Origin of the sequence: Streptomyces sp. NPDC025273 (genome assembly GCF_040638585.1) — a bacterium.
Lineage (GTDB): Bacteria > Actinomycetota > Actinomycetes > Streptomycetales > Streptomycetaceae > Streptomyces > Streptomyces cinereorectus.
The window spans coordinates 15,818-29,583 of the sequence record NZ_JBEZYP010000009.1; the positions used below are offsets into that span (position 1 = coordinate 15,818).

The 13,766-nt window shown below is 74.0% G+C and carries 6 protein-coding genes; all 6 read right to left on the bottom strand.

Annotation, left to right across the window (positions count from 1 at the left end):
* Positions 1 to 188: 188 nt before the first annotated feature.
* Positions 189 to 4,898: a hypothetical protein gene (locus AB0F38_RS16615; RefSeq protein WP_361893003.1), complete on the bottom strand. Its 4,710-nt coding sequence runs from the start codon at positions 4,896 to 4,898 to the stop codon at positions 189 to 191.
* Positions 4,899 to 4,974: 76 nt separating this feature from the next.
* On the bottom strand, positions 4,975 to 5,886 hold the full coding sequence (locus tag AB0F38_RS16620) for a hypothetical protein (RefSeq protein WP_361893006.1): 912 nt from the start codon (positions 5,884 to 5,886) through the stop codon (positions 4,975 to 4,977).
* A gap of 165 nt (positions 5,887 to 6,051) precedes the next feature.
* Entirely contained in the window at positions 6,052 to 7,578 is a 1,527-nt protein-coding gene (locus tag AB0F38_RS16625) for a hypothetical protein (protein WP_361893008.1), read from the bottom strand.
* Positions 7,579 to 7,635: 57 nt separating this feature from the next.
* Positions 7,636 to 11,247: a hydantoinase B/oxoprolinase family protein gene (locus AB0F38_RS16630; protein WP_361893010.1), complete on the bottom strand. Its 3,612-nt coding sequence runs from the start codon at positions 11,245 to 11,247 to the stop codon at positions 7,636 to 7,638.
* 239 nt (positions 11,248 to 11,486) lie between these two features.
* On the bottom strand, positions 11,487 to 12,905 hold the full coding sequence (locus AB0F38_RS16635) for a HEAT repeat domain-containing protein (protein WP_361893012.1): 1,419 nt from the start codon (positions 12,903 to 12,905) through the stop codon (positions 11,487 to 11,489).
* A 237-nt stretch (positions 12,906 to 13,142) separates the two neighbouring features.
* The gene (locus AB0F38_RS16640) at positions 13,143 to 13,535 is read right to left on the bottom strand and encodes an ankyrin repeat domain-containing protein (protein ID WP_361893015.1); all 393 of its coding nucleotides are present in this window, start codon (positions 13,533 to 13,535) and stop codon (positions 13,143 to 13,145) included.
* Positions 13,536 to 13,766 lie beyond the last annotated feature (231 nt).

Sequence of the window (13,766 nt, forward strand, 5' to 3'; positions counted from 1 at the left end):
GGTCCGGTGACCCGGTCACCGGCCCTCAAGGGGTCTCCCGTCACGTGCCAGTGGATCAGCGCACGGCGCCACAAGCGGTGCATCGCAAGGCGGAGGCGTCCGCGTACTGGATGCATTCGGACGCTCCGACAACGCGGCGAGGTGCCGTGGCTGTCGTCGTGCGCCCGCCTGGAATTGCGGGACGGCCCTCAACGAAGGGTCGTCTCCCCGCGCGTCTCCGGGACCGGCAGCCCGGCCGCGGCGTCGGGCGCCTGCCCGCTCCGCTTGAACATGCGGGTCGCCGTGATCTCGCCGTGGACGGTCTCGCCTTCCGGGTCCTGCTGCGGGAGTCCCGGCCTCAGGTGCTCCTCCACGCTGATGTACTTCAGTCCGGCCCGCAGGTCCGCGTCGTTGCGGAGGCGGATGACCAACGGGAATTCGGCGAGCGCCGTCGTGTCGAACAGCCCGGTCGTGTAGAGCAGCTGGACTCCCAGCGCGTCGGAGACCGCGCGCTGGAGTTCCAGCAGGTACGTGGCGTTGGCACGGCCGATGGGGTTGTCGAGGAAGAGCGTGCCGGCGTGGCGGTGCCGGTCGCGGCCTCGGTCGTTGCTGCGCAGGGCCGCCATCGTGCAGTACAGCGCGATCGCGGCGGTGAGCAGCTGGCCGCCGGAGAAGACGTCGCCCATCTGCCCGACCGGGACGCGCTCCGCGCGGAGCACGGCGTCCGGCTTGAGGATCTCCACGGCGATGCCCTTGGGCTGCAGTGCCGCCCGCACGCCGCGCAACAGCAGGGACATGCCGTCCCGGCGCAGGTCGGAGTTCTTCTTGAGAGCCGCGTGCGTGGCCTCGTCGACGACCTCGCCGAGCCGCTCGGTGAGGGTGGCCTGATCGGGCTCCTCGAAGCGGATCCGGAGGAATTCCTGGCCGGACCACTCCCCGAGTCCTCCGGGGAGCTGGGAGAGCCGCTGAGCGGAGCGAAGGGTGGCGAGGGCGGACTCCACGAGACCCCGGAGCCGGTCGACGATGGAGTCGCGGTTGCGCTCCAGTTGGGCCAGCTCGTCGGTGAGCACCCGGAGCCGGGGGGCGAACGCCGCGGCCCACTTCTCGGCGTGGTCGGGCAGGGCGGCGGCCGGGAGTTCGCGGATCTGCTGCCGGGCCGGGGTGCGGACCTGTTCGTAGCGGGTGGAGTTGGCGTGCCGTACGAGCACGTCGCTCGCTTCCCGTACGGAGCTCTCGGCCGACGACAGGTCGACGGCGCAGCCGCGCAGTGAGCGCCGGGCCTCGGCGGCGGACTGCCTGGCCTCGTCGAGGGTGCCGGGGTACGGGTCGGGGGCCTCGGTCTCCTCGTCCGCCCCGATATCCCTGAGCAGGTCGCGCAGCAGCGCGGCGGTTTCCTCGAAGCCGCTCACCGACTCCTCGGCGGACCGGTGTGCGCGCAGCAGATCTGCGTGCGCGGTACGGGCGGTGTCCAGGGCCGCGGTGGCGGAGGCCAGTTCGGCCGCCGCCGTGCGGAGCAGGGTCTGGGCCTGCTCGGCGTCGGCCGGGGCCAGCTCCGCGGGGAGCTCGGTGTGGTGGGGTTCGTCGTCGGCGGGCGCGAGGCGCTCAGCCTCGCCGCGCAGCCGGCCGAGCTGCTCACTGGCCGTGGACGCGCGGGTTTCCAGGAGCTGGACGAGGGACTCGGCGCGGGCTGCCGCCGCCTGCCGGGAAGGCCCGTCCGAACCGTCGGTGCCTTCGAGGAGCTGGGCGGCGCGCGTACGGACCTTGTTGGTGAGGCGGTCGAGCTCCGCCAGGGCGGCGCTCTCGTCGCTCTCGGCCCGGGCCTGCTCGGCGCGCAGGTCGGCGCCGACGCCCACCTTCTCGTACAGCTGGGACGCGGCGCGGTAGGCCTCGCGCAGGGCGGGGAGGGAGGTGCGGAGGGTGTCGGCGGACGGGTCCGGGAGCGTTTCCGGGGCGCCTGCGATCTCGGCGCGTTCGGCACGCAGGGCCCGGGCGGTGCGGTGGGCGTCGTCGGCGGCCCGCTGGGCGACCCGGCGGTCCTCGTCCGCCGCGCGGGCCCGCTCCAGGCAGACCGTCGCCCGTGCCTCGGATTCGGCCGCCTCGTCGGTCAGTTCACGCAGCCGGGCCTGCCAGGCCGCCCGGTCCCTGAGCCGGTGGGCGAGACCGGCGAGGGCGTCCGCCGCCCGGCGGGCGCGCTGGGCGGCCTCCTGCCGCTCGTCCCGGACGCGTGCGGCGTCGGCGGCGGCTTCCTCCGCCTCGGCGCGGACCGTGCGGGCCTCGGCGAGCGCGGACTCGGCCGTTTCGGCGGCGGCACGGGAGGCGCGGGCTGCTTCGCCGAGCTCGGTGAGCATGCCGGGCGGGCAGTCGGCGCGCCAGGAGCCGATGCGGGCCACGAGGGAGCGGTCGCCGGTGAGCCGGGCCGCGAGCGTCCTGATGTCCTCGTCGCGCGCGGCGGCGCGGGCCCTGAGAGCCTGCCGTTCCTCGTCGGCGGCGTGTTCGTCGTGCATCGCCGGGTTCGGCGGGACGAGGAAGACCTGGTCCGCGCCCTCGCCGTCCCCGCCGGGAGCCGGGACGGGCGCGAGGAGCGCGGCGGTGGTGCCGACGGCCACGGCCGAGCGGGGCAGCAGGGCGGCGCTGCCGAGGACCTCCCGGGCGCGGGTGTGGGCGTCCGGGTCCGTGATGACGACACCGTCGACGAGCTCCGGACGTGCGACGAGCACGGCGGCGTGGTCGGCGGGGTCGACGGCCTGGGCGAGGTAGCGCCAGCCGGGCAGGGCCGGGATCCCGTGTTCACCGAGGTACTCGACGGTGGCGAGGACGTCGGGGCCGGGCGGCAGCAGTCCTCCGTCGCCGAGCGCCCCGAGGATGCGCGCGTCGTCGGCTGCGGCGGTGCGCAGGTCGAAGAGCCTGCGTTCGGCGGAGGCGATGCCCTGGTCGAGGAGCTCACGCAACTCGTCGGCGCTGCTGTCGAACTCCTCGGCGGAGAAGGACTGCGCGTCGCCGGACGCGGCCTCGTGAGTGCTGTCGCCCGTCCCGGCGGCTGCCCGGCGGGGGCGCGGGACGCCTGCGCCGGATGCGGTCGGGAGACCCAGCAGGTCCGCGAGCCGGCGGTCGGCGGCGATCGACTCGGCGGCCCTGCGCTCGGCCTCGTAGGACTGCTCGGCGGCCTGAGCGGCGTCGGCGGCGCGGGCCGCGGCGAGCTCGGCACGGCTCTCCGCCGCCGCGGCTTCCCTCGCGTGGTCGGCGGTGGCGCGGGCGGCCTCCCGCGCGGTGTCCCAGGCGGCGACCGCGGCCTGCTCGGCGTCGTTCGCGGCAAGGGCGGCGCGGGCCGGGTCGGCGTCCGGCGCGGTGTCGTCGAGCCAGCCCGCCCGTACGGCTTCGGCGGTCTCCTGCTCGACCTCGGCGAGGCGCTGGCGCAGATGGCCTGCTTCGCTGCGGGCGCGCTGTGCCTCGGTGGCCGCGGTGGTGGCGTCGCGGTGGGCCGTCTCACCGGTGGACTGGAGGGTGGCGGAACGCTCCTCCTCCTCGTCCGCCACGCGCTCGCCGGCCTCGGCGGCGGTGTGCAGGGCGCGTACGAGGTCGGCGGCGGCCGTCGCGCGCGCGGCGAGGGCGGGGGCGGCGTCGCGCTCGGCCTCCCGGATCGCCACGGCGACACGGGCGGAGCGGTCGGCGGCGGCGCGGTGGCGCAGGACCGCTTCGGCGGCCTGCCAGGCGGCGTGCAGGGTCCGGGCGTCGCCCAGTTCGCGGCGCTGGGCCGCCGCGCCCTTCTCCGCGGCGGTCAGGGCCAGTGAGGCGTGCCGGTAGGCCAGCTCCGCGGCGATCAGCGCACACCGGCCGCGTGCCGCGTCCGCTTCCGTGACGGTGTGGGCCGTGGCCGTGACCTGCTGGGCCAGCTCGGCGGTGCGGCCGCGTTCCTCGGCGGCGCGGGCGGAGAGCCGGCGGGCGAGGGTGCGGGTACGGCGCTCGGCACCGGCGTGGACGTCACGGCTGCGGGACCTGGTGGCGGTGGCCTCGACGATCCGGCCCAGCAGATCGACGGATCCGGCGGTGAAGTCGCGCTCGGCGGTGAGCTCGGCGCGACGGCCCAGCTTGTTGCCGAAGCCGCTGACGAGGTCGGCCAGGCCGTCGGTGTCACGGGTGTCCGTGACGGCCCGCAGCAGCAGGTCGGTGAAGTCGGAGTCCTTCTTGACCGCGAAGAGGCCGGCCGCCTCGCCCTCGTCGGCGTTCATCTCCCGCTGGTAGCGGAAGAGTTCCGGGTCGAGGCCGAGGTCACCGAGGTGCTCGTTCCACCGGTCGTGGATCTCTTCCCAGTGCACGTCGAGGTGCTGGTAGAACTTGCCCGCGTCCATGAGGGCGTCGCGGAAGCCCTTCATGGTGCGGCGCCTGCCCCGGGCACCCGAGACGCCTTCCGCCGGGCGGCCCACCGAGGTTGCCTCGGCGACCGGAAGACTGTCGAGGCCCAGTCCGGGACCGGGGCGGAAGGAGTACCAGGCCTCGGCGAACTTGCGGGGGTCGTTGGAGACCTGGCGGCCACGCCATTCGCTGACCTTGCCGACGACCACGCACTCACCGGTGATCGTGTGCTGCCACTCCAGGGCGACGTGTCCGCAGTCGTCGGCGAGCAGGAACTTGCGCAGCACGCCGGAGCTGGCACCGCCCAGTGTGTTGCGGTGCCCCGGCAGCATCACCGAGAAGATCAGCTTGAGCAGGACGGACTTGCCGCCGCCGTTCTCCAGGAAGAGCACGCCCGCGGGCGCCGGGCGGCGTGGCGGGCCGACCGGTTCGTCCTCGAAGAACTCCGCCTGGGCCGGCGCGGGGCTGGGTACGGGCTCCCCGACCCCCCGCAGGTCGAGCACGGTGTCGGCGTAGCGCGCACCGGCAGGCCCGATGGAGTAGAGGCGGACCCGGGACAACTCGTACATGGCGGCGGACTCTCGTCGTTCAGGCAGCGGGAGGGGCAACGAAGCGGGTGGTCGGCCGGGCGTGGGCCCGGCGGGGTCAGGAGTGGAAGGGCAGGCCCGCGTCGGCGGCCAGCTCCAGGCTGTCGGGGTCGGGCGGGGGCAGCAGGGTGGCCGAGCCGTCCGTGACCGGGACGACGCCGAGCTCCAGCAGCTCGGCCATGGCGGCGCTGCCCGCCATGTCGCGCACCTGGAGCTGGTAGCGGGCGGTGGTGCGGTAGGTGCCGCCCGCGTCGTCCCCGGTCCGTTGGAGGAAGCCGGATTCGGTGAGGAAGGCGACAGCCTTGCCGATGATGCCGGTGGTGGATCCGGCGAGCCGGCGGGCGTCCTTGGTCGCTCCGGTGGCGCTGCGCCTGGCGTAGATCCGCCAGCCGGATTCCAGTCCCGGGGCGTCGGTGGCCGGATCGGTGTTGTCGCCCTGTTCCTCGGCGCGCTCCTCCAGGCGGTGGCAGGCCTGGCGCACGAAGGCGTCGACCCCGTTGACCGTGATGCGGCCGATGTAGGCGTCGTCGGCGAGGTCCTCGGGGCGGGGGAAGGCCATGGCCGCGACGGCGAGGTGGGCAAGGCCGTGCAGGAAGCGGTCTGCGGCGTCGGACGAGGCGCGCCGGGCGTAGTCGCCCATGCGTACGGCGAAGACCGAGTCCTCGCCCGCGGTCACGGCCATGCCGGCGCGGGTGGAGACCTCCAGGACGATGAGTCCGAGCCCGGTGGCGACGGCATCGGCGAGCCGGGCGAAGGCGGGCTCCTCCCGGTAACGGCGGAGCAGTTCCGCGTACTCCGCGTCGCGTGCGGGCAGCAGCTTGGGCTGCAGTCCGAAGGAGACCAGCCGGGCCGCGTCGGCCGCGTCGGCGGGGGTGACAGCGGCGGGAGCGGCCGGCGGCGCGGTGTCGGCCGCGTGGGTGGGGGACGGATCGCCCCACGCGTCGGTGTGCTCGGCGTGCTGCTCGCTCAACTCGGTGGCTCCTCGGTGGGGGTGCTGCGCTCTCGGTGCGTCCGGGGACGGTCGGCCGGTCCGGGAACGCTCATGGAGTGTCCGTCGCGACCGGGGACGATCAGGGGGTGTGCTTCGCGGTCCGGTCCGCGGCTGGTCATGACACGTCCCGCTGCCCGGGGACACTCACGACGCGTCCTTCCGGTCCTCGGCCATGCCCACGGCGTCCAGCAGGGCCATGCCCACGATCAGGTCGGCCCCGCCGAATTCGGGGTCCTCCAGCGGGGTTCCGTCATCGACCGCGAACAGCAGCCTGCGCTCGCCCTGCCGGTAGGCGGTGCCGACCGGCGGGCTCGCCGCGTGGACCGCGAGCAGGGCGACGAGGTAGGGCAGCTCGGTGTCGCGGAGCCTGGCCTCGGCGAGGAGTCCGGAGAGCCGGCGGGGCGCGTCGTGCTCCAGGTCGAGGAGCTCCATGGCGCTCGCGAGCTGCTCCTCGCTGAATCTGCTGTCGTCCGGGGTGGCGATGAGGTCGGGTTCGGGCATCTCCGCACCGAGGTGCTCCCGCTCCACCGGCGGCGTCAGCAGCATGTCGACGAGGTCGCCGACACGGACCGAGACGGGGGTGCGCAATCCGGTGCCGTGCGCGAAGAAGGCGTCGGTGACCCGGGTGGCCTCCTCGACGGGGAGCGGCAGCACGGGAACGACGAGCTGTCCGTACAGGTCGAGGCCCACCCGTGCGGTGGGCGCGGCGAACGCCTGCCGGTCCTGTTCGGCGCGGAAGAGGGGTCCGGCCTCCAGCAGCCTGGACTGGAGCTGGGTGTGGCGGCGGATGCAGTCCTTCACGATGTCGACGAGCTCGGCGGCGCGCCGCTTGTGCTCGGGGTCCTCCGCCTCGTCCCTGGCCTTGCGAATGTTGGTGAGGATCGCGTTCTCGTGGCGGTAGCGGTCGGCGACGTGGTCCAGCGCCTCGGTGATCATGTCCGGTACGGCGTTGAGCCAGTCGACGGCGCGGACATTGCGCCGGGTCGCCTCCAGCGTCCTGCGGAGCGTCTCCGCGTACTGCACGGTGCGGTAGCGGGCCTGTTCGGCGGCGAGCTGCGCGTCGGCGAGGCGGCCTCGGCTGATGAGGACCTCCAGCTTCACCTCGGCCGCGATCTGCGCGCTCGTGACGTCCGTGTCGAGCGCGCCGACGAGGACGTTGACCGCTTCGTCGGTGGCGCGGAGGTAGACCGTGCCGTCGTGGCCGGGGACCTCCTCGACGAGCTTGAAGTCGTAGTCCCTGCGGACGTATACGCCGTCGGGGCCGAAGGTGCCGTAGACCGCGCGGAAACCACGGTCCACACTGCCGACGTTGATCAGGTTCTCCAGCACCCAGCGGGCGACCCGCTCGTGCTCGGTGACGGGGCGGCGCGGTGCCTGCGCGCCGACCCGCGGAAGGAGTCTGGCCACTATCTGGTCGTGGTCGGCGCCGGTGTCGAAGTCCATGTTCAGCGTGACCAGGTCGATCGCGGCGAGGGCGACCTCGGCCATCGCGTAGACCGTGTACTCGCCGGCCAGATTCGCCTTGCGGACGTCGAGGTCGTGCAGCGGGGCGGTGCACGCGAGCGCGCGCAGCCGACGCGAGAGCCCCTCGTCGGCGGCGGGGCCCAGGGCGGGCCGCGGTCCCGCGCTGAGCTGGGGCGCAGCAGTCTCGGTGTCGGCAGGCGAAGTCACGCTGCACAGATTAGGTCCTCGCACCGACAACGGTCGAAACGGCGCAGAAGCGACCGCCTACGGGGCCCCGTAGCCGCCCCCGCCCGGGGTGCGCAGCACCAGCACGTCCCCGGTGTACAGGGCGGCGGTGTCGCAGCCGTTCAGGGGGGTGACGGTCCCGTCGGCCCGCTCGATGTGCTGGCCGCCCAGCGCCCCCGGTCCGCCCCCCGCCATGCCGTACGGCGCCACGCGGCGGTGTCCCGAGAGCAGGGCGAGAGTGAGGGGTTCGAGGAAGCGGATCCTGCGCTCGGCCCCGCAGCCGCCGTGCCACCGGCCCGTGCCACCGCTGCCCGCGCGCACCCCGAAGCTCTCCAGCAGCACCGGGTAGCGCCATTCCAGGATCTCGGGGTCGGTGAGCCGGGAGTTGGTCATGTGGGTCTGGACGGCGTCGGCTCCGTCGAATCCGTCGCCGGCGCCGGAACCGCTCGCGACCGTCTCGTAGTACTGGACGCGGTCGTTGCCGAACGTGAGGTTGTTCATCGTGCCCGATCCCTCGGCCTGGACGCGCAGCGCCGCGTAGAGGGCGCCGGTGACGGCCTGTGAGGTCTCCACGTTGCCCGCGACGGTGGCCGCCGGGTGGACGGGTGCCAGCATCGATCCTTCCGGGACGCGTACCTCCAGGGGCTTGAGGCAGCCGCTGTTGAGCGGGATGTCCTCGGCGACGAGGGTCCTGAAGACGTACAGGACGGCTGCCATGACCACGGACTTCGGGGCGTTGAAGTTACCGGACTGCTGCGGTGAGGTGCCGGTGAAGTCGAGGACGGCGCTCCGGGCCCCGCGGTCCACGGTCACCGCCACCTCGATGACCGCGCCGTTGTCGGTCTCGTAGCGGCAGGTGCCGTCGTCGAGCACGGCCACGATCCGCCGTACGGACTCCTCCGCGTTGTCCTGGACGTGGCCCATGTACGCCTCGACGACGTCCTGGCCGAACTGGGCGGTCATGCGCCGCAGTTCCGCGATGCCCTTCTCGTTGGCCGCGATCTGGGCGCGCAGGTCGGCCAGGTTGGTGTCGGGGTCCCGCGAGGGGTACGCGGCCGTGGTGAGCAGTTCCCGGGTCCCGGCCTCGCGGAGCCGCCCGCCGCGCACCAGCAGCCAGTTGTCGAACAGCACGCCCTCCTCGTGGATCGTTCGGCTGAAGGCGGGCATGGACCCGGGGGTGATCCCGCCGATCTCGGCGTGGTGACCGCGTGATGCCACCAGGAAGCGCAGCCGGGGCTCCTTCCCGTCCTCCGGTTCGTCGAACACGGGTGTCACGACCGTGACGTCGGGCAGGTGCGTACCGCCGTGGTACGGGTCGTTGACGGCGTAGACGTCGCCGGGACGCAGGGAGTGCGCGTTGCGCCGCAGCACCTCCTTGATGGACTCCCCCATCGACCCGAGGTGCACGGGGATGTGCGGGGCGTTGGCCACGAGGTTGCCGTCCGCGTCGAACAGCGCACAGGAGAAGTCCAGCCGCTCCTTGATGTTGACGGAGTGGGCGGTGCTCTCCAGACGTACGCCCATCTGTTCGGCGATCGACATGAAGAGGTTGTTGAACACCTCCAGCATGACGGGGTCGACCCGGGTGCCGACGGCGGTCCGTGCGGGCCGCGGGCTCACCCGGTGCAGTATGAGGTGGCCGGCGGGCCCCGCGGTGGCCTGCCAGCCCGGGTCGACGAGGGTGGTGGCGTCGTCCTCCGCGACGACGGCCGGGCCGGTCACGGTGTCCGCCGGGCGCAGCTCCCCGCGCCGGTACAGGCCGGTGTCCCGCCACCCGCCCCCGGTGAACGTCCGGACGGTTCCGAGGGGCCGTGGCGGCGCGCCCTCGCCGGAGGCCTCGCCGGCCCGTTGGGGGACGTGCGTTCCGGCCGTCCCGGTCGCCTCGACGGTGACCGCCTCGACGACGAGGGGCTTGTCCATGGTGAATCCGTAGCGGGCCCGGTGGGCGCCCGTGAACGCGTCGGCCATGGCGGCGACCGCGCCGGGACCGACGGGCAGGCTCGCGTCCGTGCCCGCGTAGCGCAGGAGGATCCGCGCCCGGGTGGTGATGGCCGTGTCGGGGATCCCGTCGGCGCGGAGTTCGGCACGGGTGCGCTCCGCCAGGGCGTCGCAGAGGTCGCCCACCCGGATCCTGGTCTCCTCGTGCAGTTCGGCCTCGACGGACTGCTCGCGCATCGCGGTGGCATCGGCGAGACCGATGCCGTACGCGGAGAGGACCCCGGCGAGCGGCGGTACGAGGACGGTGTCGATGGCCAGGGCGTCGGCGACGGCGCAGGCGTGCTGGCCGCCCGCTCCACCGAAGCTCGTGAGCGCGTAGCGGGTGATGTCGTGGCCGCGCTGGACGGAGATCTTCTTGACGGCGTTCGCCATGTTCAGCACGGCGATCTCCAGGAAGCCGGCGGCGACTTCCGCCGCGGTGCGGCGCTGTCCCGTGGCGGCTGCCACCTCGTCGGCCAGCTCCTGGAAGCGCTCGCGGACGATGTGCTCGTCGAGCGGCAGGTCGCCGTCGGGCCCGAAGACGGCCGGGAAGTGGGCGGGGCGGATCCGGCCCAGCATCACGTTGGCGTCGGTGACGGTGAGCGGCCCGCCCCGGCGGTAGCAGGCGGGCCCGGGGTCGGCGCCCGCCGAGTCGGGTCCCACCCGGTAGCGGCGGCCGTCGAAGTGCAGGACCGATCCGCCGCCCGCGGCGACGGTGTGGATGCTCATCATGGGTGCGCGCATCCGCACGCCTGCCACCTGGGTGCCGAGCTCCCGCTCGAACTCGCCCGCGTAGTGGGACACGTCGGTGGAGGTGCCGCCCATGTCGAAGCCGATGACCCGGTCGTGGCCCGCCTGTCCGGACGTGCGCACCATGCCCACGACGCCCCCGGCGGGTCCGGAGAGCACCGCGTCCTTGCCGCGGAAGTGCGCGGCCTCGCGGAGTCCGCCGTTGGACTGCATGAACATCAGGCGGATGCCGCTCAGTTCGGCGGCCACCTCCTCGACGTACCGCCGCAGGATCGGCGAGAGGTAGGCGTCGACGACCGTGGTGTCCCCGCGCGGTACGAGCTTGATCAGCGGGCTGACCTCGTGCGAGCAGCTGATCTGGGTGAAGCCCGCTGCCCGGGCCGCCTCCGCGACGGCCCTCTCGTGGGCGGGGTGGCGGTAGCCGTGCATGAGGACGATCGCGGCGCTGCGGATCCCCTCCCTCCTGACCCGGCCGAGCCGCTCGGTGACGGCGGTGCGGTCGAGCGGCTTCACGGTCCTGCCCTGCGCGTCGCTCCGTTCCGGGACCTCGATCACCCGGTCGTAGACGGCCTCGGGGAGCAGGATGCGGCGGTCGAAGAGGCGCGGCCGGTTCTGGTACGCGATCCGCAGGGCGTCCCGGAAGCCTTCGGTGATGACGAGGACGGTCGGCTCGCCCCGCCGCTCCAGGAGGGCGTTGGTGGCGACGGTGGTGCCCATCTTGACGGCCGCGACCCGGTCGGCGGGGACCGCGTCGTGGGGGCCGAGGCCGAGCAGCAGCCGGATGCCCGCGACGGCTGCGTCGCGGTAGCGGTCCGGGTCGTGCGAGAGGAGTTTGCGGGTGACCAGGTGGCCGCCGGGGTCACGTCCCACCACGTCCGTGAAGGTGCCGCCGCGGTCGATCCAGAACTCCCAGCGTCCGGTCATCCCTCCATTCTGGCGTGAGGGAGGAACCCTCGCAGAAAGGGCGTGCGGGAGGGGTCGTCCGGGCATATCCGTGTGGTCGCCCCGCCGGGAGTGACTCTGCCGACCTGGATCTTTCCGCCCGGGGAACGTCCCGTGAGCGTGTGGGCCGCGCGCCACGGCGCGCGGCATCCCAGGTTGCGTGCGCCCGCGCGCCGGAGGCCGGCAGCGGGCGCAGTGGGCCGGCCGGCGAGGGTGCCGGGTCAGGCGGCGGGCGCGTCGGGCCCGATCCTGCTGCGCACCGCCGTCTGCACCTCGACCTCCTCGGCCGGGTCGGCGGCGAGCCGTCGCAGGCGTTCGGCGACCCGGATGTCCCCGGTCTCCGCGTGCCGCGCCGCCAGCTCCCGGGTGGTCTCCTCGCAGTCCCACAGGCATTCGACGGCGAAGCCGGTGGCGAAGGACGGATCGGTGGCGGCCAGCGCCCGGGCGGCCCGTCCCCGCAGGTGCGAGGAGGACGTCTCCCGGTAGACGTGGCGCAGGACGGGCGCGGCGCAGGCGATGCCGAGGCGGCCCGCGCCGTCGACGAGGGTCCACAGGCGTGGGGCGTCGGGGCCGTCTCCGCGGACGGCCTCGCGCAGGGCGGCGAGGACGAGGGGGGCGTCCTGGGCGGCACCGCGGCAGGCGAGCACGCCTGCTGCCGACGCACCGAGCGCGTCGGGCCGGTGGGCCCAGCCCCGGGCCCGGTCCACGGCCTCGTCCCCGCACATGCGCTCGAAGGCGGCCACGGCCACTTCGGCGACGGTGGGGGACGGTCCCGCGGCGGCCTGTTCGATCAGATCGAGTACGGCCGGGTCCCGGGCCTCGGCGAGGTAGTGCAGGGCGGCGCAGCGCGCGCCCTCGGGGCCGCTGCGGGCGGCCTCGACGATCGCGGGACGGTCCTCGGCCCCCGCGACGGCGGCGAGGCAGCGGGCCGCGGGTACGTGAAGGGCGCTGCCGCGTCCCAGTCCCTGCTCGGCCCAGTCGAAGACGGCCTGGACGCTCCAGCCGGGGCGCGGGCCGCCGGGCCGCATCTGCCGCTGCCACCGGTCGAAGGAGCCCTGCTCCTGCGCCGCCCGGATCCGGGCGCCGACCGTCTCGCGGGGGTCGTCGGCCCACAGCCGCCAGGGCCGCGGTTCGAAGGCGTCCCGCACGGCGGCGGCGAGCTCGGCGGTGCCTTCCGGGCCTGCGGGGAACCGGCCGAGCACGGGCTCGGCGAGCAAGCGCAGTCCCGCGTCGTCGTCGCGCAGGGCCAGCTCGTCGAGCGCCCAGGCCCAATTGGCCCCGGTGGCGGCGTACCTGCGCAGCAGTGCGAGGGCGTCGTCGCGTCCGTACGAGGCGAGGTGGCCGAGGACCGCGAGGGCCAGGCCCGTGCGTGAGTCGTCGGTGTCGAGGTGGTCCTCGGGATCCCAGAGGTGCCGCTCGATCTCTTCCGTGCCCCCGTCGAGGTCGAGGTACAGGCGTGCGTAGTAGAGGGAGCGGTTCTCGACCTGCCAGTCGTGACGCGGATCGCTCAGGACGCAGTGGTTGAGAGCCGCGAGGGCCTCGGGGCGCGGGGCGGCGAGTGCGTGGAGCGTGCCGTCGCCGCGGCCCCTCTGCAACAGGCCGAGCAGGGTGCCGCTCGGCGCTATGAACGGATCGAACATGGGGAAAGCCTCACATCAAGCTGTCGACGCAACCGGGACTGTGCTGTTCCGAGTGCCGGTGGGCACTAGGCCGCGCAGCAACATGATCGGCCGACCGCCGTCTTCTGCCTGGTGCTCATCTTCCTCTGCCTCTCGTCGGTGGTCCTGAGCGGACCCGCGACGTCATGATGACCCAGCCATTTCGCCGACGCGACCACATTTACGGCGCACCGGTCAGCCGGCGGCCGGGGCGGTGTGTCAGCGCGCACCGAAGAGTTCCAGCAGGTCGTCCTTGCCGAACATGCGGGCGGTGTCCACCGCGGACGGTGTTCCGGCGGCCGGATCGGCGCCCGCGGCGAGCAGTGCGTCGATCACCTCGCGCTCGCCCTTGAAGACGGCTCCGGCGAGCGGGGTCTGGCCCCGGTCGTTGGCCCGGTCCGGGTCGGCGCCGCGGCCCGCGAGGGCCGTGACGGCGGAGGCGTGCCCGTGGTACGCGGCGAGCATCAGCAGCGAGTCGCCCCGGTCGTTGGTGAGGTTCGCCGGGACACCCGCGTCCACGTAGGCGGCGAGCGCGTCGGCCTCGCCCCGGCGGGCCAGGCCGAAGACCTTGGTCGCCAGCTCGACCACCTCGGGATCAGGGACCTCGCTCATCGGACGGACCGCCTTCCATAGCCGTTGTCGCCGTTGCCGACCTGGTGGGGGGTACGGCGCGGGGCCGTACGAGTGAATCGACAGGGTACTGCTCCGGAGCCGGGATGAGCCTGCCCGGAAGCGGCGAAAGATCTCCGGACGAGAGCCTCGGTCGGTACCGGTTCCCCGCTCCCTCGGCCCCGCCGACCACTTTTCACCCGCCGGTCGAGTGAAAAGCAACGCACTTCACCC